A 20,810-nucleotide genomic window follows, 5' to 3' on the forward strand; every position below is an offset into this window, starting at 1 on the left:
AGGTCATCGATGCTCGGGCCTTGTGCGCTAGAAGAGCAGCCCGCTTGTACGGGCGCGCTCATGGCAGCGCAGCAATACCTGACGTCGTTCCAGATTATCCATCCGGCTCCAGCGACGGATCTCGTCGATGCTGCGCTGGCAGCCAGTACAGATATCGTCTTCGCCCAACGCACAGACGCTCACGCATGGAGAAGCGACCGGCTTGTCCACAGAGGTCAATCGTCCTGCTCCACAAGATCCCGCGCGTAGCGCTGAGCGTTGTGTACATAGTGAGCGGCGCTCGCTTCGAGCATTTTCTTCTGCTGCTCGGTCAGTTCGCGCACAACCTTGCCGGGTGAACCCACCACCAGTGACCCGTCAGGAATTTCCTTGCCTTCGGCGATGAGCGTATTGGCGCCAATGATGCAGTACTTGCCGATTTTGGCGCCGTTGAGAATCACCGCATTGATTCCGACCAGACTGTAATCGCCTACGGTGCAGCCGTGCAGCATGGCGTTGTGGCCAACCGTAACGCCTGTACCCAGCGTCAACGGATACCCCATGTCGGTATGCATGACGCTACCGTCCTGCACGTTGCTGTTCTCCCCTATGTGGATGAGCTCGTTGTCACCGCGCAGCACCGCGCCGAACCAGACATTGGCGCCCGCCTCCAGGCGGATCTTGCCAACCAGCGTGGCACCCGGCGCGACCCAGCTCTGCGGGTGGGTTTCTACACGGGAATCACCCAGACGATATTTCACGGTCACGTCCTCTTTCTGCTCAGATCAACATATGAAGCCGGTGGACGTCGCATTTCAATCCCGGCGTCATACACCAGATTAACCAGCTCGACGATCATGATGGCCGTCAGTCCCCAGATTTTGTATTCACCGTAGCGGTAGGAGGGGACGTACCAGGCGCCACCCTGATAGTCGATCCGATGGGTCACCTCACGTACGTCCTGGCAAAAGAAGTCCAGGGGAACGGAGAATACCGATGCGATTTCCGCGTCGTTTGGCCGGTATTCGACATAATCGGGAACGATACCGACGTAGGGCGTGACATGAATGCCGTGCAGGGAAACGAGACTGCTGAGCGGCCCAACGACCTCCACAATGCCAGGCGCAAGGCCGACTTCTTCCTCGGCCTCCCGCAGCGCGGTATGGATGAGGTCTCGGTCTTCTGGATCACGCCGGCCGCCGGGGAAGGCCACCTCCCCGCCGTGGGTAGAGAGGCCGCTGGCTCGCAGGGTGAGTACCAGTTCCGGCGAATCGCCCCGGGTGATTGGCATCAACACGGCCGCTTCAGGCATCCGTCCTTCCGGCTCCAGAAGATGCGGAGAGTAGTCACGCACCCGTTGGAGAATCTTGTCCAGCATGAAACTTCTCTATTTGTCTTTAACGGGCATCATGGCATGAATCAGCAAGGTGCCCAAGACAGGTGAAGGCGAAAGCCGGTGCCAGCGATGCTTGATTCGCTCCACTCGCCTAGATCGTTCCGGATTCACAAAACCTCTTGCGGCAGACACGCCTCCTAGCGATAGTCGGATCAGCCTTATCACGCCCTTCTTGCGCCCGATATCCCTAAGGAATCCTGATGAAATTCTGCAGCCAATGCGGCGGTTCGATTGTTGAACGTGTGCCTGAAGGTGACAACAGATCCCGTTTCGTCTGTGCATCCTGCGAGACGGTTCATTATCAGAATCCACGTATCGTCGCCGGCTGCCTGCCGGTCTGGGAAGATCATGTATTGCTCTGCCGCCGCGCAATTGAGCCCAGGCGCGGCTACTGGACGCTCCCGGCTGGCTTCATGGAAAACGGCGAAACGGTGCAAGAAGCCGCGGTGAGAGAGACCTTGGAAGAAGCTTGCGCCAGGGTTTCCGATCTGGCGCTTTACACCCTTTTCGATCTGCCCCACATCAACCAGGTGTACATGTTCTTTAGAGCAGCACTGATCGACGAGCATTTCTGTGCAGGAGACGAAAGCCTTGAAGTCAGGCTTTTCCGACAGGCTGAGATCCCTTGGTCAGAGCTCGCTTTCCCGACCGTTGGGCGTACCCTAGAATACTTTTTCGCCGACCGGGTGCAGCAGACCTTCCCGGTGCGTAACGAAGCCATCGAAGCAATGCGAGTGGCGCGCAGACAGGTCTGATGTCGTAAGGATTCAGGAAAGCTCCATGCGCTGGCTGTTTGCGATCTTCTGCTTTACGTTTGCTGCCCTCACCCACGCCACCGCCGCGCCGGCATTCGATGACACCTTCATCGACAAGGTCCTGGTGGTCAAATCCGAGCGCCAGCTTCATCTCATCAGCCGCGGCACCACGATGAAGAGTTATCGGGTATCGCTTGGCAAGCAATCAGGTCCTAAAGAGCGCGAAGGCGATCAGCGTACCCCCGAGGGTTTTTACTGGATCGACTGGCGCAAGAACTCCGACAAATACAACCTGGCGATGCACATCTCTTATCCCAATGCCAAGGACCTGGCCCGTGCCAGCCGCGAAGGCGCGCGCCCCGGCAGCATGATCATGCTTCACGGCACCCCGCTGGATGAGGAATATCCCGAATGGTTCTTCCATACGCTCGACTGGACCGAAGGCTGTATCGCCTTGAAGAACGACGACATGCGCGAGATCTGGAACCTTGTTAAGAACGGCACGCTGATCGAAATCCGCCCCTGACCAAACCGTCGAGCTGGCATCAAGCCAGGCAGCGCGATAACGTGAAGCCACTCACCTCGCCCCGGCCCCCCATGAAGAAGACGCGTTCCAACGAACAGCTGCAGCTGGACAACCAGCTGTGTTTCGCCCTCTATTCCGCATCGTTGCAGATGACCAAGGCGTACAAGCCCCTCCTCCAGCGCATCGGCCTGACCTACCCGCAGTACCTGGCGATGCTGGTGCTTTGGGAGCGGGATGGCATAACGGTTGGGGACATCAGTGCTCGACTTCTGACCGAGCCCGGATCCCTAACGCCGCTACTCAAGCGGCTGGAAGCAGAAGGCCTGATCAGCCGGACCCGCAGCAGCAACGACGAGCGCGTGGTGCAGCTGCACCTCACTGAGGCCGGACGTGACCTCGAGGAGCGCGCTCGCGACTTCCCAGCCTGCATGCTCGAGTGCACCGGCCAAACGCCAGAAGCCTTACTGGCTCTCCGCGACCAGCTTGTTTCACTGCGCAATGGATTGCTGAAAAGCGACTGACTGTCCGAAACCACACTTAACTTCACCGAAGCAATGCACCCGAAGAGGGAGCAAAAATATCGCTTGAGCATTTATCTTGCGCGATAAATATTATCGCGCTACATTCATTTCACCTGATTCACACATACGAGGAAACGAGCCATGCAAACTCTCAAGCCGCTTTACACTGCAACCGCTACTGCAACAGGCGGGCGCGATGGTCGTGCCGTATCCTCTGACAATGTGCTGGACGTCAAGCTTTCCACACCACGCGAGCTAGGTGGTCAGGGGGGCGACGGCACCAACCCCGAGCAGCTCTTTGCGGCTGGTTATTCAGCTTGTTTCATCGGCGCCCTCAAATTCGTTGCCGGACAGCAGAAACAACCGCTGCCCGCCGAGACCACAGTTACAGGTAAGGTAGGCATTGGCCAGATCCCCGGTGGGTTCGGGCTGGAAGTGGAGCTGAACGTCAGCCTGCCAGGCCTTGAGCAGACCGCAGCGGAGCAACTGACCGAAGCCGCTCATAAAGTCTGCCCGTACTCGAACGCCACCCGCGGCAATATCGAAGTGCGACTCAACGTTAGCGTATGACTGTGTCGGCAATAGCCTTTCCATAAAGAAACCCCGGCCTCGCAACAGGCCGGGGTTTCTTGTTTAGCGCCTTTCAGAACTGCATGTCTGTCAGCCGCCACACTTCGAACGCTGGTGTCTCATAGGGATGGGCATGCTTGAGCGCCTTGACGCTGTCGTGAATCAGCTCGTCTGCGACTACCATTTCGACCTTCCACTCAGACACTGACTGTAATTGGCCAACATGGCCCAGAAACGGTTTACTGCCTTCGAGAGGCCGATACTGGCCATGCCCAAGGACCTGCCAGCAACAACTGTCGTAGCTGCCGATCCGTCCCGCACCCGCCGCAAAAACCGCTTTCTTAACCGCGTCCAGATGGCTTTCCGGAACATAGAAACACAGCTTGTACATCAACATCTCCGCACAGGATGGTCAGGGCGCCCTATCCCCGCCGCATGGAACATATTCAGGCTCAGGTCTTCAACGCGCCTCAAGTCAATGAGACGCCCGCCCCGGTGCTTGGTTCGGCGTATCAGTCGACTGATTCTCAGACAAGAAAAAGCCCGAAACGCTTAAGCGCTTCGGGCTCCTTTCACTCAGTCAGGCCTCAATCCACCCAGACCCGAGCGTTACGGAACATACGCATCCAGCCGCCATCTTCCTGCCACTCATCCGGGCGCCAGGAGTTGGTCACGGCCCGGAACACTCGTTCAGGGTGCGGCATCATGATGGTGACGCGGCCGTCGCGGGTCGTCAGGCCGGTGATGCCTCGCGGAGAGCTGCTAGGGTTGGCCGGGTAGCGCTCGGTAACCTTGCCATGGTTATCGACGTAACGCAGCGCAACGGTCCCTGAGAGATCAGCTTCGAGCAACGCTTCCTCGCTTTCGAACTCCGCGTGGCCTTCGCCATGGGCGATCGCGATCGGCAGACGCGAGCCGGCCATACCTTTCAGGAAGATCGAAGCCGAATCCTGTACCTGCACCATGGCGACACGCGCTTCGAATTGCTCCGACCGGTTGCGGACGAAGTGCGGCCAGGATTCACTTCCAGGCACCAGCTCATGAAGATTGGACAGCATCTGACAGCCATTGCAGACGCCCAACGCGAAGCTGTCCTTACGCTCGAAGAAGTTGATGAAATCCTCACGGGCGCGGCTATTGAACAGAATCGACTTGGCCCAGCCTTCACCTGCGCCCAGCACGTCGCCATAGGAGAAGCCGCCACACGCGACCATCCCCTTGAAACGCTCAAGACTGATGCGCCCGGACAGGATGTCACTCATGTGCACGTCGACCGCAGCAAAGCCGGCGCGGTCGAAGGCTGCCGCCATTTCGGTCTGACCATTGACGCCCTGCTCCCGCAGGATTGCCACTTCTGGTCGCACGCCACGCTTGATATACGGCGCAGCGATGTCGTCGTTGACGTCGAACCCCAAGGTGATGCTCAGGCCGGGATTATCTTCTTCAAGCAGTGCGTCGAATTCCTGGTCGGCGCAGTCTGCGTTATCCCGGAGCCGCTGAATCTGATAGCTGGTCTCCGACCACTGCCGCTGCAGCAGACGGCGATCACCCGAGAAGACATCCATTCCCTCGAACTTTATCGCAACATGGCCGTTATTAACCGGCTGACCAATCACCGACACGCAGTCGGCTAAGCCTGCTGCACTGAACTGAGCGAGTACCACTTCAGTATCGCCCTGGCGAACCTGAACCAGCGCGCCCAACTCTTCGTTGAACAAAGCGGCGGGAATCTGCGCCGCCGACTCGACCAATGCGTCGAGATTCAAATTGAGTCCGCAATGACCAGCGAACGCCATTTCCAGCGCCGTGGTCAGCAGGCCTCCGTCGGAACGGTCATGGTAAGCCAGCAGCAGACCGTCGGCGTTGAGCCCCTGGATCACGGCGAAGAATGCCTGAAGGTCTTCGGCATCATCGACGTCAGGGGCTTGTCGTGCCATCTGGCCATAAACCTGCGCCAGAATCGATGCACCCATACGGTTCTGCCCACGACCCAGGTCGATCAGCACGAGGTCGGTTTCGCCTTTGTCGAGCCGCAGCTGCGGCGTCAGGGTCTGCCGGATGTCCACCACCGGCGCGAAGCCGGATACCACCAGCGAAAGCGGCGAGGTCACACTTTTGTCGACACCCTCTTCGCTCCACCGGGTCTTCATGGACATGGAATCCTTGCCGACCGGAATGGTAATACCCAGCTCCGGGCACAGCTCCATGCCAACCGCCTTGACCGTGTCAAAGAGGCGAGCGTCTTCGCCGGGATGACCGGCGGCGGCCATCCAGTTGGCGGAAAGTTTGATGTCGGAAAGCTTTTCGATGCGCGCAGCCGCAAGGTTGGTCAGGGTTTCGCCAATCGCCATCCGCCCGGACGCAGGTGCATCAAGCAGCGCCAGCGGCGTGCGTTCGCCCATGGCCATGGCTTCGCCGGTATAGACGTCATAGCTGGTCGAGGTTACCGCGCAGTCGGCCACAGGCACTTGCCAGGGGCCGACCATCTGGTCGCGCGCCACCATACCGGTGATGCTGCGGTCACCGATTGTGATCAGAAAGTTTTTACTGGCCACGGCAGGGTGGCGCAGCACGCGACTGATCGCCTCCGACAGGTCAACCTGCTCGGCCGCGAAGTCGTCGCCCAGCTCAGCTTCTCGGCTCGCGCTGCGGTGCATGCGCGGCGCCTTGCCCAGCAGAACGTTGAGGGGCATATCGACCGGGTCGTTACCGAAATGGCTATCGGAAACCGTCAGGTGAGGCTCGGCTGTGGCTTCACCTACTACGGCAAAGGGGCAGCGCTCGCGCTTGCAGATGGCCTCGAACCGCTCCAAATCAGCCGCATCGACTGACAACACGTAGCGTTCCTGGGACTCGTTGCACCAGATCTCGTGCGGCGCCATGCCGGGTTCGTCATTTGGCACATTGCGCAACTCGAAGCGCCCGCCTCGGCCGCCATCGTTGACCAGCTCAGGGAAAGCGTTGGACAGGCCGCCAGCACCGACGTCATGGATGAACTTGATCGGGTTCTTATCGCCCAGCTGCCAGCAGCGGTCGATAACTTCCTGACAGCGGCGCTCCATCTCCGGGTTGTCGCGCTGCACCGAGGCGAAGTCGAGATCCGCCGAGCTGCTGCCGGTGGCCATCGACGAGGCTGCGCCTCCGCCCAGACCGATGAGCATTGCCGGCCCACCCAGCATGATCAGCTTGCCGCCGACCGAAATCTTGGCTTTCTGCACATGATCTTCGCGGATGTTGCCCATGCCGCCAGCGAGCATGATCGGCTTGTGATAACCGCGGACTTCATCGCCATGTGGGGTGCTGATCGACTGCTCGAAGGTGCGGAAATAACCACTCAGCGCGGGCCGTCCGAACTCGTTGTTGAACGCTGCGCCGCCGAGCGGCCCTTCGATCATGATGTCCAGTGGCGTGACTATGCGTTCGGGCTTGCCGTATGGGACTTCCCAAGGTTGTTCGAAACCCGGGATGTTCAGATTGGAAACGGTGAAACCGGTCAGGCCGGCTTTAGGCTTGGCGCCGCGGCCGGTAGCGCCTTCGTCACGAATTTCACCGCCAGAGCCGGTAGCGGCGCCGGGGAACGGTGCAATAGCCGTCGGGTGGTTATGAGTCTCCACCTTCATCAGGATGTGCACCGGCTCTTGGCTGGCCGCGTACTCACCTGTGTCCGGATTCGGATAAAAGCGCCCCGCCACGTTGCCGACGATTACGGCGGCGTTGTCCTTGTAGGCCGACAACACGCCTTCGCCATGCAACTGGAAGGTGTTCTTGATCATACCGAACAGCGACTTTTCCTGGCTTTCGCCGTCGATGTCCCAGCTGGCATTGAAGATCTTGTGACGGCAATGTTCCGAATTTGCCTGGGCAAACATCATCAGTTCGATGTCGTGCGGGTTGCGCCCAAGGTCGCTGAAGCTGGTCACCAGATAGTCGATCTCGTCATCAGCCAACGCCAGGCCCAGAGCAACGTTTGCCTGTTCCAATGCAGCGCGACCGCCACCGAGTACATCAACGGCGGTCAAAGACCGCGGCTGGGCATGGCTGAACAGATCCGCGGCGTCTTCGAATTGCGCGAGCACAAGCTGAGTCATGCGGTCATGCAGCACCGCGGCGATCCGTGCTGCGTCGGCGTCAGATATTTCTCCGGCCACGTAGTAGGCGATGCCGCGTTCGAGCCGCTGGATCTTCTCGAGGCCGCAGTTGCGAGCGATGTCGCTGGCCTTGCTTGACCAGGGTGAGATGGTCCCGAAACGGGGAATCACGAGAAACAGCCGGCCGGCTGGCTCCTGTACCGGTACGCTTGGGCCATATTTCAACAGCCGGGCGAGCACTTGCTCCTCGTCCGCGCCAAGCGTGCCGGATACTTCGGCGAAATGAGCAAACTCGGCGTACAACCCGCTAACAGCGGGGACCTTTGCGGTCAGTTGTGCCAGGAGCTTACCGTGACGGAAGGCGGAAAGAGCGGGAGCGCCGCGCAAGATCAACATCGTCGGAACAGCCTCGGAGGGGGGAGCAGTCGGGCCGCGTATTCTAGCCCATGACAGCGTCCGAGGCTAAGACCGGCTGCAAGCGAATCCGTATCTGGACTGTCATCCAGATACGGTCAAGCGTCTTCATCTGTTATGCGATTGCTGAACGCTTGTGGCTTGCAGCTTGCGACTATTCTTGTCAGTGCAGGATCTGGCTCAGGAAGAGCTTGGTGCGCTCGTTACTCGGCGTGGTGAAGAAGGTTTCCGGGTCGGCCTCCTCCACGATTTCACCTTTATCCATGAAGATCACCCGATCGGCGACGGTGCGCGCGAAACCCATTTCGTGCGTTACGCAAAGCATCGTCATCCCGCTTTCCGCGAGACCGACCATAGTATCCAGCACTTCCTTGACCATTTCGGGATCCAGCGCCGAGGTTGGTTCGTCGAAGAGCATGATTTTCGGCTTCATGCACAACGCACGGGCAATCGCGACGCGCTGCTGCTGACCGCCCGACAACTGCCCCGGAAACTTGCCAGCCTGCTCTGGAATGCGAACCCGCTCCAGATAATGCATGGCGATTTCCTCGGCCTGGCGCCGCGGCATCTTGCGCACCCACATCGGCGCAAGCGTGCAGTTCTGCAGAACCGTGAGATGCGGAAACAGGTTGAAGTGCTGGAACACCATGCCGACTTCACTGCGGATCGCCTCGATCTGCTTGAGGTCGTTGGTCAGCTCTTCACCATTTATCACGATGCGTCCCTGCTGGTGTTCCTCCAGCCGATTGAGGCAACGAATGGTCGTGGACTTGCCAGACCCCGATGGTCCGCACAACACAATGCGCTCGCCCTGGGTGACGTTGAGGTTGATGTCCTTGAGGACATGGAATTGCCCGTACCATTTGTGTACGCCCTGCATCTGGATGACCGGTTCACCGGCCCGCTCAGGCTGCTCGGATTGAATGCGAGTGTCGTTCATGATGTCGTCCTTAATTCCGGTGGCCGGTGTCGAGCTTGCGTTCCAGATGCATGGAATAGCGCGACATACCAAAGCAGAAGATCCAGTAAACCAGTGCTGCGAACACGTACCCTTCGGTCGACATGCCCAACCATGCAGGATCCGAGGTGGCGCGCTTGATGCTGTTGAGGAAGTCGAACAGACCGATGATGATCACCAAGCTGGTGTCTTTGAAAAGTGCGATGAAGGTGTTCACGATGCCCGGGATCACCATCGTCAGCGCCTGCGGCAGAATCACCAGAACCATGCTGCGCCAGTATCCCAGGCCCATCGCGGCAGCCGCCTCGTATTGCCCCTTGGGAATCGCTTGCAGGCCGCCACGCACCACCTCGGCTATATAGGCGGCCTCGAAAAAGACCACCATGACCATGGCTCGCATGAGCTTGTCGAGATTCATGCCCTCAGGCAGGAACAACGGCAGCATCACTGACGACATGAACAGCACGGTGATCAGCGGCACGCCTCGCCAGAACTCGATGAAGGTGACGCAAAGCACGCGGATCGCCGGCATGTTCGAGCGGCGCCCGAGCGCCAGCAGAATGCCCAGTGGCAATGCCCCGGCGATGCCTACCGCCGCGATGACGATGGTCAGCATCAGCCCGCCCCAGCGGCTGGTCGGCACAGTTTCGAGCCCCAGAAAACCGCCGTGCAATAGCCAGTAGGCAACCAGCGGGTAGATCACCAGAAAGGCGATCCCGTAGCTGCCCTTGTGTCGCATCTGCCGCAGAAACAACGGCGCTGCACCGATGATGGCGAGCCACGCCGTGGCATCCACCCGCCAGCGCAGTTCCGGCGGATAGAAGCCATACATGAACTGGCTGAAGCGCGTCTGCACAAAGACCCAACATGCACCCTCACGGGAACAGTCGGCTCGAGTCTCACCAGTCCAGTCGGCCTTGATGATCGCCCAATCGATGAGAGGAGGAACGGTCAGCCAGATAAGGTAGACGCCGACCAGCGTCAGCAGCGTATTGATCCAACTGGAAAACAGATTGGCCCGCATCCAGCCCAGCACACCGATATTGGTGGACGGTGCCGGCAGGTCCGGTTTGAAAGTATGAGTTGTCATGCGCTCGTCCTTACCGCTCGATCAGCGCAATGCGCTTGTTGTACCAGTTCATCAGAAGCGAAATGCTGATGCTGATGGCGAGATACACACTCATGGTGATGGCCATGGTTTCGATGGCCTGACCGGTCTGATTCAGCACCGTGCCGGCAAACAGCGACACCATGTCGGGGTAACCGATGGCAGCTGCCAGCGAGGAGTTCTTCGCCAGGTTGAGGTACTGGCTGGTCAGCGGCGGAATGATCACCCTCATCGCCTGCGGAATGATCACCAGACGTAGCACCCGGCCTGGTCGAAGGCCCAGGGACGCAGCCGCCTCGGTCTGGCCGTGGCTGACCGACTGAATTCCCGCTCGAACCGTTTCACCGATAAAGGCAGCGGTATAGATCGACAGCGCCAGAACGATGGAAACCAGCTCCGGGATCACCACCCAGCCGCCACGAATGTTGAACCGCTGCAACTCCGGGACTTCCCACAGAAACGGTGCACCGAACAGTAGCGAGCAGAGCGTCGGAATCCCGATGAACAGCCCAAAGCTAACCCAGAACACGGGAAAGGGCTGACCGGTAGCGTGGCGTCGCGCCCGTGCCCAGCGGTTGAGCATGACAATCGCAACCAGCGCCACAAACATCGCGACCCAGAACGGCCAGAAGCCTTCCGCTGCACTGGGTGATGGCATTTGCACGCCGCGGTTGTTGACGAACACTGCGTCCCACAGGCTCAGGCTATCTCGCGGACCCGGCAAAGGCGCGAGCACCGCGAAGTAGACGAAGAAGATCTGTAGCAGTGGCGGGATGTTGCGGAACGTCTCGATATAGACCGTGGCGATCTGCCGTATCAGCCAGTTTGGAGACAGCCGGGCCACCCCGAGAATGAAGCCGATGATGGTCGCCAGGATGATCCCGACAACGCTGACCAGCAGGGTATTGAGCAGGCCGACCCAGAAGACGCGCCCGTAGGAGTCGCTCTCGCTGTAGTCGATCAGATGCTGGGAGATACCGAAACCGGCTGCGTTGTCGAGAAAGCCGAAGCCTGACGTGATGCCCCGGTGGGCGAGATTGGTTTGAGTGTTGTGAAACAGAAACCAGCCGACTGCGACGACTGTGATGACGGCGATGACCTGAAACAGCCAGGCACGCGCCTGTGGATCCGTAAGCAACGAGCCGCGCGTTGCCCCCGATTTGGCGATGGTTCGCATCAAGAAACCTCATACGGCACTGCCGGTGCATTAGCACCGGCAAGGCTCATCCTTGAAACAAGGCCGGCACACCGCCGGCCCAGCTCGGTCAACGCACCGGAGGTGCGTACTGCAGACCGCCATTGGTCCAGAGCGCGTTGAGACCACGTTCGATCTTCAACTCACTGCCGGAGCCAATGTTGCGCTCGAACACTTCACCGTAGTTGCCAACCTGCTTGACGATCTGCACCGCCCAGTCCTTTGGCAATTTCAGATCCTTGCCGTACTCACCCTCTGCTCCTAGCAGACGAGCGACGTCAGGGTTCTTTGTACTTTTTGCGGTTTCTTCGACATTTGCCGCGGTGACGCCCAGTTCCTCGGCATTGATCATCGCCAGCAACGACCAGCGAACAATGTCGAACCACTCTTCATCGCCCTGACGCACTGCTGGGCCGAGCGGCTCTTTGGAGATGACCTCTGGGAGTACGACATAGTCGTCCGGCTTTGCCAGCTTGATGCGCTGAGCGTAGAGCTGGGACTGGTCAGAGGTGAGCACGTCGCAACGACCCGACTCCAGCGACTTGGCGCTTTCATCGGAAGTGTCATAGGTGATCGGGGTGTACTTAAGATTGTTGGCGCGGAAATAGTCGGAGAGATTGAGCTCTGTGGTCGTACCGGCCTGGATGCAGACGGTAGCGCCGTCGAGTTCCTTGGCGCTGGAAACACCCACCGACTTGTTCACCAGAAAGCCTTGGCCGTCATAGTAGGTGACGCCAGTGAAATTCAAGCCCATGGCCGCATCGCGCGAACTGGTCCAGGTCGTGTTACGCGAAAGCACGTCGACTTCACCGGATTGCAACGCAGTGAAGCGCTCCTTTGCAGTCAGCGGGCTGTACTTGACCTTGCCTGCATCGCCGAAAACTGCCGCCGCGACCGCGCGGCAGATGTCCACATCGATACCCTTGTACTCACCCTTGGCGTCGGTATAGGAAAAACCCGGCAACCCGTCGCTGATGCCGCACTGCACAAACCCCTTGCTCTTGACCGCGTCAAGAGTCGCCCCCGCCTGTGCCAGACCGCCGGTGCCCAACAATGTCGCAGCGCCAAGCACGGCCAGTGTGGATTTAACCCTTATCATCGAAACCTCCAGTTTGCTTTTATTCTTGTGGTTAGCGTCTTCTGCCCGGATCACAGGCTGCCGCTCGATGTCCGTCGAGGGGACGAAGAAGAAACTGACCTCAGTCTAGCCGCCGTTTGGTTATCAGCAACACCCCTGATGTGCTTTGTCTTCAGCTGTACTGGAGACGCGTTCACACACCAGATACATCGTCCAAAGCAAGCGCCGTACCAGAATCCTGAAGCCGCCTCGCTTCTGGCCACGCGCTTCATTCGCGCGGCTGGTGCAGGTAATCTCGGTGCAGTTTGCTGCACTTCCACTGCGCGCTCGCACCAAATTAGCGCGCACCACCTGAACGGAGCCTTTCATGAGTGACCCGCTGATCATCGAACCCGCCACGACTGCCGACGCGTGCGTCATCTGGTTGCATGGCCTGGGCGCTGACCGCTACGACTTCCTCCCCGTTGCCGAAGCCCTGCAAAAGCGATTGCTGACCACCCGCTTCGTCTTACCCCAGGCGCCAACGAGAGCCGTGTCCATCAATGGTGGCTGGGCCATGCCGAGCTGGTACGACATTCTGGCGATGAGTCCCGCCCGCGCTATCGATCAGGCGCAATTGGAACACTCTGCCCAAAGCGTGATCGACCTGATCGAAGCGCAGCGCGACAGCGGAATAGACCCTGCCCGCATTTTCCTGGCTGGCTTCTCCCAAGGGGGCGCCGTGGTCTACCACACCGCATTCATGCGCTGGCCGGGCCCGCTAGGTGGAGTGATTGCGCTGTCTACCTATGCACCGACATTCAATCCGGACCTGAAGCTTTCGCCAGTACAGGCAAGCCTGCCGGTGCTGGTACTGCATGGTTCACGGGACGATGTGGTGCTGCCGGCGATGGGTCGTGCCGCTTACGATTGCCTGGTACAGAACCAGGTACAGGCGCAGTGGAAGGACTACTCCATGGCCCACGAAGTGGTGCCGGATGAGATTCGTGATATCGGACAATGGCTGGCTGACCGCCTGGGCTAGGAAAGGCCGTGGCGCTTGACCGCATTCAAAGAAAAATGTGACGCCGCGCGCCTGTCTCAGCCAGCAATTACAGCTACGCTTGGCGTGGGTAGATTAATACTCGATGCGCCTGCCTTCGTAGCGAGCATCGCGGCCAGAAGAAGCCGACCTAGCCAGTAATCGGACGCGTGCAATCTCATGACGAGAAAGTCAGCCAGCCGGGTGTTGCAGTCATGAAGCTAGCCGAATGGCGGGTTGAAATGCAGCACCTCAAAGGGGTGCGGCTGTTGGACCGGGTGGATGAACCCTGTCTTCGGTTGTTGCAGGAAGTATTCGAGCCCTTTGAGATCGAAATGGGCGAACTTCTGCTGTCCCCTCTCGAACACAACCGTTATCTCTATCTGCTCCTTAAAGGTGAACTCGCAGTCCACCTGGACACGCTCGATGGCAACCCTGTTCGGGCAATAGGTCCCGGAGACTGCGCCGGCGAGATCAGCTTCATGGACGATCTGCCTCCTTCGGCTTTCGTGGTTGCACTTGAACAATCAACACTGCTGCGCGTGCATCGCCGCTCGATGCAACTGTTGACCCGCTCGCCACAACTGATGCAAAACCTGGCTGAACTGCTCTGCCATCGGGTTCGCCTTAGCGACCGGCTGATCATCAACAGCGAGCAGAACGCCAACATCGACAAGCTGACTGGTTCGTTCAATCGCCGTTGGCTGGAACACATCTACGGCCGCGAAAGTGCACGCTGCTCACTAAGCGGTCAGCCACTCTCGCTTCTCATGCTCGACGTGGATCGTTTCAAGGATTACAACGACCGGCTCGGCCACCTTGCGGGGGATCATGCGTTGTGCATGGTGGTCAATACGCTCGGAAAGTTGCTTCGCCCGGCCGACAGTCTGGTGCGCTACGGCGGCGAAGAGTTCGTCGTGCTGTTACCCGAGATGGCACTCGACGATGCGAGGAACGTAGGCGAGCGCTTGCGCCAGAGCCTGGAGGACATTGCATCCTTTCATTCACCGATCGGCTTGCTGCCAGGGGTGACCATTTCCGTCGGCGTTGCACCCATGCGAATCAATGATGATCTGGACAGCCTCATCAACCAGGCCGACCAAGCGTTGTATCAGGCCAAGGAACAAGGTCGAAATCGGGTCTGCGGATAAAGCAGCGCGCTGAACCGACCCGGCATTGAGCAGGTCTTCGCCGGCTGTGCGTCTTGCATTACACTGATGGGCAAACCTAAAGATAAAGACGAGAATACCGTGCTCAAAGCACTCAAGAAGATCTTCGGTAAAGGCTCGAACGAGCCTGCCGCCCCCGAGCCTCATAACAGCACCGCTACTCATACCGAACCCAGTAGCCCAGCCCGCCCTGAATTGCCTGAAGCGCAGTCTGGTATTGCTCCAAGAGCTGCCCGGCCTAAGCCAGAGCGCGCCCGCAAACCTGCCGCCCCTCCCGCACCGGTCTGGAAGCTTGAAGACTTCCAGGTTGAACCAGTTGAAGGCAAAACACGGTTCCACGACTTCAAGCTCGCCCCCGAGCTGATGCACGCCATTCACGAGCTCGGCTTTCCGTACTGCACGCCGATCCAGGCACAGGTATTGGGCTTTACCCTCAAGGGACGTGACGCCATTGGCCGTGCACAGACGGGCACGGGCAAAACCGCGGCATTTCTCATCTCGACCATCACTCAGCTGCTGCAAACGCCGCCCCCTGGCGATCGCTACATGGGTGAGCCCCGTGCGCTGATCATCGCGCCGACGCGCGAGCTGGTGGTGCAGATCGCTAACGACGCGCTGAACCTGACCAAATACACCGGCCTGAACGTAATGAGCTTCGTCGGGGGCATGGACTTCGACAAGCAGCTCAAGGCACTCGAATCACGCTATTGCGACATTCTGGTGGCAACCCCGGGGCGTCTGCTGGACTTCAACCAGCGCGGCGAAGTGCACCTGGACATGGTCGAGGTGCTGGTTCTCGATGAAGCGGATCGCATGCTCGACATGGGCTTCATCCCGCAGGTCCGCCAGATCATCCGCCAGACACCGCCTAAGAGCGAACGCCAGACACTGCTGTTCTCGGCGACCTTCACCGAAGACGTAATGAACCTGGCCAAGCAATGGACCACCGACCCAGCCATCGTCGAGATCGAAGCGCTCAATGTCGCAAGCGACACCGTAGAACAGCATGTCTATGCCGTGGCTGGCAGCGACAAATACAAGCTGCTCTACAACCTCATCACCCAGAATGACTGGACACGCGTAATGGTGTTCGCCAATCGCAAGGACGAAGTGCGGCGCATCGAAGAGCGCCTGACTCGAGACGGGATCAGCGCCGTGCAGATGTCCGGCGACGTGCCCCAGCACAAGCGTATCCGCGCCCTGGAAGGATTCCGCGAAGGCAAGATCCGCGTTATGGTCGCCACCGATGTCGCTGGCCGCGGCATCCATGTCGACGGCATCAGCCACGTAATCAATTTCACGCTCCCAGAAGTGCCTGACGATTACGTGCACCGCATTGGCCGCACCGGTCGGGCCGGCGCCAGTGGCACATCGATCAGCTTCGCCGGGGAAGATGATTCCTTCGCGCTGCCGGCAATCGAGGCGCTGTTGGGGCGCAAGATCAGTTGCGAAATGCCCCCCGCCGAACTACTTGCACCCGTGCCGCAGAAACGCTAGCGCAAGAACAAACAAGGCGAGGCCGCATCTGGCCTCGCCTTTTTTATTGCGCCATGCCCTGGCACTGCGGCAAGACTGACCTGCGTCACATCGCGCTCAGGACGAGCATCTAAAGTGAAATGAAGACATTCACAGCAGGGGCAAGCCCATGGATAGCTTGGAAACCATGTTGCTACTGATCATCGTGAGCTTCATTCTCATGGGTGCGGGCTTCAACTTTCGCGAGCAGAAGTGGGGCGTTGCCCTGCTTGGCCTGGGCATCGTTTTCATGCTGTCGACATTACTTTATAAACTGCAGATCACCTTCAGCTAGTCGCCGGCACTGCCTTTCCAGCGATCGGCGGCGACCTGATCACTGCAACGCCCTTCGACCCAGCGCGGCCCATCTGGCGTGTCTTCCTTCTTCCAAAACGGAGCACGGGTCTTCAGATAATCCATCACGAATCGACAGCCATCGAAAGCGGCATCGCGATGCGCGCTGGCAGCTCCAACGAACACGATCGGCTCACCTGGACCCAATTTCCCTACGCGATGCAGGATTTCAAGCTTGAGCAGGGGCCAGCGCTCGCTGGCCTCGTCGATGATCTTCTGCAACGCCTTTTCCGTCATGCCCGGCGCATGCTCGAGAAACATTCCCGCGACGTCGTGCCCGTCATTGAAATCGCGCACGTAACCGACGAAACCGGTCACCGCACCAACACCTAGATTGGCGGCATGCAGCGCATTGAGTTCGACGCCAGGGTCGAACGCTGCCTGTTGGACACGCACTGCCATGTCAGCCTCCGGTCACCGTAGGAAAGAACGCCACCTCATCGCCGTCTGCTAGCGGCTCATCCAGGCTGCAAAGTTCCTGATTGCGAGCACACATCAGGTTTTGCTCGGCCAGTACATCCCACTCGGCACCGCGCGCCGTGAGATGGGCACGTAAATCATCGAGGGTCCGCAGAGACGCATCCCACTCTAGAGATTCCGAATCGGTGCCGAGGGCTTCGCGGTAACGGGCGAAATATTGAACCCGGATCATGCCGGCACCTGCCAATGGCCACTTTTGCCACCGAGCTTTTCCAGCAGCCGAACGCCATCAATGACCATGCCTTTATCGACTGCCTTGCACATGTCATAGATGGTGAGCGCGGCGACGCTGGCAGCCGTCAGCGCCTCCATCTCGACGCCGGTCTGGCCCGCGAGTTTGCAGCGGGCTTCGATCCGCACGCAGTCCGCGCCGTCCGCCTGGAGGTCGACCTTGATGCTGGTCAGCAATAGAGGATGGCAGAGAGGTATCAATTCATGGGTTTTCTTCGCCGCCTGGATGCCGGCGATGCGGGCGACCGCGAAAACGTCGCCTTTGGGGTGGCCGCCCTGCTGAATCATCTGCAAGGTCTCAGGAAGCATGTGGATCCTGGCCTCTGCTACTGCCTCGCGTGCCGTAACGGCTTTGGCAGTAACGTCGACCATATTGGCCCGGCCCTGGGCATCGAGGTGAGTAAGCATAAGTGGGCAACTCCGGATATCGATGCGGCATTGTAAACACAATGGCCGCACCGCATCCCTGCCCTACCGGAATTACATATGGGCTTCAGCGTACTCAGCCAGCACCGAACGCGGCACCCCTTGAAGGGTGATGTGCATGCCGTGCGGGAAGTCCTTGAATCGCTCGGTGAGGTAGGTCAATCCCGAACTGGTCGCTGAAAGATAGGGCGTGTCGATTTGCGCAAGGTTGCCGAGACACACCACCTTGGACCCACTGCCAGCCCGCGTAATGATGGTTTTCATCTGATGCGGCGTCAGGTTCTGGCATTCATCGATAAGAATCAGGCTTTGCTGAAAGCTACGCCCACGGATGTAGTTGAGAGATTTGAACTGCAGCGGCACCTTTTGCAGGATGTAGTCGACGCTGCCGTGGGTATTCTCATCATCCATGTGCAGCGCTTCGAGGTTGTCTGTGATCGCCCCCAGCCACGGCTCCATTTTCTCGGCCTCGGTGCCAGGGAGAAAACCGATGTCCTCATCGAGCCCCTGAACGCTGCGAGTGGCGATGATTCGACGGTAGCGCTTACTGACGACCGTCTGCTCGATTGCAGCGGCCAGAGCAAGGATTGTCTTGCCTGAGCCCGCAGCGCCCGAGAGGTTGACCAGATGAATGTCCGGATCGAGCAAGGCGAACAGTGCCAGCGCCTGATGAATGTCCCGCGGCCGGAGCCCCCATGCTTCCTGATGCAGCAACGGTTCCTGATGCATGTCCAGCAACAGCAATTCGTCCGCCTTGATGCCCTTGATCCAGCCTACGAACCCCTGTTCATCGAGAATGAACTCATTGATATGCACGGCTGGGAGATTGTCGATCAGCTGCACGCGATGCCAGGTCCTGCCGTGGCCCTGATGGGTGTCGACTTTGCTCACCCTATCCCAGAACGACCCGCTCAGGCTGTGATACCCGCGCGATAGCTGCCCGACATCGTCTACCAGTTTGTCGGTGTGGTAATCCTCGGAGGCAACACCGCAGGCTCGGGCCTTGAGCCGCATATTGATGTCGTTGGTGACGAGCACCACCGGGACGCCTGCGGTACGGCGTTGCAGGTCCACGACCTGGTTGATGATCTTGTTGTCGTTCAGGTCGTCCGGCAACGCGCTGGAGTCCGCGCCCTTGCTCATCAGGATCGAGAGGCTGCCACATGGCCCACTCTTGTCACGCTGGATCGGCACGCCAAGCTCAACCTGTTCGGGCGTCGCATCACCCAGCACCTTGTCGATCAGCCGAATCGCCTGCCGACATTCAGCCGAGACGCTGTGCTTGCCTGCTTTGAGTTGATCCAACTCTTCGAGCACAGTCATTGGGATGGCGACTTGGTGCTCTTGAAAGTTCAGTAACGCGTTGGGGTCGTGAATCAGGACGTTCGTATCCAGAACGTAGAGGGTGGGCTGAGTTGCGCGGGGTCTGCCGTAGTCATCCATACGCGATCACCTTTTCCGAGCCGGGACGACGGAGGGCCGAATGCGCTCCGCCGTAGAGAAAACCACCGTGCGCAAGGTGAGCGGACTTGGGAGGCAGGGGCTTGGGGCCACCCAGAGGCCGCCACCTGTGAGTGCAGGTTTCGGCGGTCTTGCTTCAGGTAATACCGCAAAACAGATGACAGGAAAAAGTCTTTTTCAGGCGTATGACGTTTTTTTATCAGAACGACGAATAGCGCTTGGCTCATGCCAGACGGAGGTCTAGGCTCAGGAATCAACCTGTGCGATTTTGCCGCAGCGAATGATTTCAGCGGTCATGAAAATAAGCTCGAATCCCCCACCAGCACGCCTTCGCATCGGCTTGCAGCAAGCGCCAGGTCGTTCGAGCAAGCCAGTTCGAATGAACACGCCCAACTGCCAGAGCTGACAAACCACGCAATCTTCATCGTGGACTGTATGACCCCGTCGCCCTGTACCTGCAGATTGCCTTCTATCTCGATTCACATCCTAAGTCCGCCTGACTGCCCACGCACCCACAAGGGTTGGAGCCGAGTGCCGACCTGTGCGATGACTGACAGCTAGAGCGATCGCAATCAGCTATTCGTACTTTTCCTCTTCAATCTGAACAACGTGCCTTTGCGCCTGGCGTGGCTAATCGAGCCCATAGCTGGAGCGTGGATAGGGATACGGCCTAGAATCGCCCAGACATTAAAGGAGACCGTTGCATGCTGATGGTGATTTCCCCGGCCAAGACCCTGGATTACGACACTCCACCGCCAACCCGACGCTTCACCCAACCCGAGCATCTCGACCACAGCCAGCAGCTGATCGACCAACTGCGCGACATGTCTCCCCAGCAGATCAGCGAGCTGATGCATTTGTCCGACAAGCTTGCTGCCCTGAATGTGGCCCGTTACGGCAGCTGGAACTCGGACTTCAACCCCGATAACGCCAAGCAGGCGCTGCTGGCTTTCAAAGGCGACGTTTATGCCGGGTTGAATGCCAGCGACTTCAGCGAGGACGACTTCGAATTCGCTCAGCAGCACCTGCGCATGCTTTCCGGGCTATACGGGGTGCTGCGGCCGCTGGATCTGATGCAGCCCTACCGCCTTGAGATGGGCACCAAACTCGCCAATCCCCGCGGCAAGGATCTTTACGCATTCTGGGGCGAGCGCATCAGCCAGTGGCTCAACGAGGCGTTGGCCGCCCAAGGCGACGATGTGCTGCTGAACCTCGCGTCGATCGAATACTTCGGCGCAGTGAAGCGCCAAGCGCTGAACGCACGCATCATCGAAGTCGATTTCAAGGACATGAAAAATGGCCAGTACAAGATCATCAGTTTTTACGCAAAAAAAGCGCGCGGATTGATGAGTCGCTACGTCATCAAGGAGCGCATCGAAGATCCCGAGCACCTGAAAGGCTTTGACTACGACGGCTATGGCTATAGCGCCGACGACTCATTCGCTGACCATCTCGTATTTCTGCGCGACGCCCAATCCTGACATCCCGCTCACCCGACCGCCCTCGCCTCCCACGGCGAGGGTGAACGGCCTCAGTTTAAAATCGCTGATCACGATTCTTACTTC

General features: G+C 59.0%; 22 protein-coding genes. 9 read left to right on the plus strand and 13 right to left on the minus strand.

Going from position 1 to position 20,810, the window contains the following annotated elements:
• Window positions 1-27 precede the first annotated feature (27 nt).
• The 3 genes from NA619_RS10645 to NA619_RS10655 are packed head-to-tail and all read right to left on the minus strand — an operon-like array spanning window position 28 to window position 1,357.
• Complete coding sequence (locus NA619_RS10645; RefSeq protein ID WP_255961838.1) at window positions 28-219, minus strand: DUF1289 domain-containing protein; 192 nt, start codon at window positions 217-219, stop codon at window positions 28-30.
• Window positions 216-740 (minus strand): gamma carbonic anhydrase family protein, encoded by a 525-nt coding sequence (locus NA619_RS10650; protein ID WP_255961839.1) that lies wholly within the window; start codon window positions 738-740, stop codon window positions 216-218. Before NA619_RS10650 ends, NA619_RS10645 begins: the two co-directional genes overlap by 4 nt.
• Window positions 741-742: 2 nt before the next feature.
• Window positions 743-1,357: a CoA pyrophosphatase gene (locus tag NA619_RS10655; protein WP_255961840.1), complete on the minus strand. Its 615-nt coding sequence runs from the start codon at window positions 1,355-1,357 to the stop codon at window positions 743-745.
• Window positions 1,358-1,575: 218 nt separating this feature from the next.
• Between NA619_RS10655 and NA619_RS10660 the strand changes: the two genes are divergently transcribed.
• The 4 genes from NA619_RS10660 to NA619_RS10675 all read left to right on the plus strand — a co-directional run bounded on the left by NA619_RS10660 (window position 1,576) and on the right by NA619_RS10675 (window position 3,747).
• Window positions 1,576-2,130 carry an NUDIX hydrolase gene (locus NA619_RS10660; protein ID WP_255961841.1) on the plus strand — a complete coding sequence of 185 codons (555 nt, stop codon included), beginning with the start codon at window positions 1,576-1,578 and terminating at the stop codon, window positions 2,128-2,130.
• A gap of 25 nt (window positions 2,131-2,155) precedes the next feature.
• Window positions 2,156-2,656 (plus strand): L,D-transpeptidase family protein, encoded by a 501-nt coding sequence (locus NA619_RS10665; protein ID WP_255961842.1) that lies wholly within the window; start codon window positions 2,156-2,158, stop codon window positions 2,654-2,656.
• A 71-nt stretch (window positions 2,657-2,727) separates the two neighbouring features.
• Entirely contained in the window at window positions 2,728-3,177 is a 450-nt protein-coding gene (locus NA619_RS10670) for a MarR family winged helix-turn-helix transcriptional regulator (protein WP_255961844.1), read from the plus strand.
• Window positions 3,178-3,318: 141 nt separating this feature from the next.
• A complete protein-coding gene (locus NA619_RS10675; RefSeq protein WP_255961845.1) occupies window positions 3,319-3,747 on the plus strand; it encodes an organic hydroperoxide resistance protein in 429 nt (142 codons plus the stop codon).
• 73 nt (window positions 3,748-3,820) lie between these two features.
• Here NA619_RS10675 and NA619_RS10680 read toward each other — a convergent pair whose 3' ends face one another.
• From NA619_RS10680 to NA619_RS10705, 6 genes are all read right to left on the minus strand, one after another.
• Window positions 3,821-4,138 (minus strand): YqfO family protein, encoded by a 318-nt coding sequence (locus NA619_RS10680; RefSeq protein WP_255961846.1) that lies wholly within the window; start codon window positions 4,136-4,138, stop codon window positions 3,821-3,823.
• Between the two features lie 196 nt (window positions 4,139-4,334).
• Window positions 4,335-8,231: a phosphoribosylformylglycinamidine synthase gene (gene purL / locus NA619_RS10685; protein WP_255961847.1), complete on the minus strand. Its 3,897-nt coding sequence runs from the start codon at window positions 8,229-8,231 to the stop codon at window positions 4,335-4,337.
• 181 nt (window positions 8,232-8,412) lie between these two features.
• The gene (locus tag NA619_RS10690) at window positions 8,413-9,189 is read right to left on the minus strand and encodes an amino acid ABC transporter ATP-binding protein (protein ID WP_255961848.1); all 777 of its coding nucleotides are present in this window, start codon (window positions 9,187-9,189) and stop codon (window positions 8,413-8,415) included.
• Window positions 9,190-9,199: 10 nt separating this feature from the next.
• Window positions 9,200-10,297 (minus strand): amino acid ABC transporter permease, encoded by a 1,098-nt coding sequence (locus tag NA619_RS10695; protein WP_255961849.1) that lies wholly within the window; start codon window positions 10,295-10,297, stop codon window positions 9,200-9,202.
• Window positions 10,298-10,307: 10 nt separating this feature from the next.
• Window positions 10,308-11,492 (minus strand): amino acid ABC transporter permease, encoded by a 1,185-nt coding sequence (locus NA619_RS10700; protein ID WP_255961850.1) that lies wholly within the window; start codon window positions 11,490-11,492, stop codon window positions 10,308-10,310.
• Between the two features lie 88 nt (window positions 11,493-11,580).
• Complete coding sequence (locus tag NA619_RS10705; RefSeq protein WP_255961851.1) at window positions 11,581-12,609, minus strand: amino acid ABC transporter substrate-binding protein; 1,029 nt, start codon at window positions 12,607-12,609, stop codon at window positions 11,581-11,583.
• A gap of 346 nt (window positions 12,610-12,955) precedes the next feature.
• Here NA619_RS10705 and NA619_RS10710 point away from each other — a divergent pair, with 346 nt between their 5' ends.
• From NA619_RS10710 to NA619_RS10725, 4 genes are all read left to right on the plus strand, one after another.
• A complete protein-coding gene (locus tag NA619_RS10710) occupies window positions 12,956-13,612 on the plus strand; it encodes an alpha/beta hydrolase (RefSeq protein ID WP_255961852.1) in 657 nt (218 codons plus the stop codon).
• A gap of 212 nt (window positions 13,613-13,824) precedes the next feature.
• Window positions 13,825-14,760: a GGDEF domain-containing protein gene (locus tag NA619_RS10715; protein WP_255961853.1), complete on the plus strand. Its 936-nt coding sequence runs from the start codon at window positions 13,825-13,827 to the stop codon at window positions 14,758-14,760.
• A gap of 99 nt (window positions 14,761-14,859) precedes the next feature.
• On the plus strand, window positions 14,860-16,275 hold the full coding sequence (gene rhlB, locus NA619_RS10720) for an ATP-dependent RNA helicase RhlB (protein WP_255961854.1): 1,416 nt from the start codon (window positions 14,860-14,862) through the stop codon (window positions 16,273-16,275).
• 148 nt (window positions 16,276-16,423) lie between these two features.
• A complete protein-coding gene (locus NA619_RS10725; protein ID WP_255961855.1) occupies window positions 16,424-16,588 on the plus strand; it encodes a hypothetical protein in 165 nt (54 codons plus the stop codon).
• On the opposite strand, the gene moaE is transcribed toward NA619_RS10725, so the two are convergent.
• The 4 genes from moaE to NA619_RS10745 all read right to left on the minus strand — a co-directional run bounded on the left by moaE (window position 16,585) and on the right by NA619_RS10745 (window position 19,227).
• The gene (moaE, locus tag NA619_RS10730) at window positions 16,585-17,049 is read right to left on the minus strand and encodes a molybdopterin synthase catalytic subunit MoaE (RefSeq protein ID WP_255961856.1); all 465 of its coding nucleotides are present in this window, start codon (window positions 17,047-17,049) and stop codon (window positions 16,585-16,587) included. The genes NA619_RS10725 and moaE overlap by 4 nt on opposite strands.
• Before the next feature lies 1 nt (window position 17,050).
• Entirely contained in the window at window positions 17,051-17,299 is a 249-nt protein-coding gene (gene moaD / locus NA619_RS10735) for a molybdopterin converting factor subunit 1 (RefSeq protein WP_255961857.1), read from the minus strand.
• Entirely contained in the window at window positions 17,296-17,766 is a 471-nt protein-coding gene (gene moaC, locus NA619_RS10740; protein WP_255961858.1) for a cyclic pyranopterin monophosphate synthase MoaC, read from the minus strand. The genes moaD and moaC overlap by 4 nt, the downstream gene beginning before the upstream one ends.
• 72 nt (window positions 17,767-17,838) lie before the next feature.
• A complete protein-coding gene (locus NA619_RS10745) occupies window positions 17,839-19,227 on the minus strand; it encodes a PhoH family protein (protein WP_255961859.1) in 1,389 nt (462 codons plus the stop codon).
• 722 nt (window positions 19,228-19,949) lie between these two features.
• Between NA619_RS10745 and yaaA the strand changes: the two genes are divergently transcribed.
• Window positions 19,950-20,726, plus strand: a complete 777-nt coding sequence (gene yaaA, locus NA619_RS10750) for a peroxide stress protein YaaA (RefSeq protein WP_255961860.1) — start codon at window positions 19,950-19,952, stop codon at window positions 20,724-20,726.
• Window positions 20,727-20,810 lie beyond the last annotated feature (84 nt).

This window comes from Stutzerimonas stutzeri (assembly GCF_024448895.1).
GTDB classification, from domain to species: Bacteria; Pseudomonadota; Gammaproteobacteria; order Pseudomonadales; family Pseudomonadaceae; genus Stutzerimonas; species Stutzerimonas stutzeri_Q.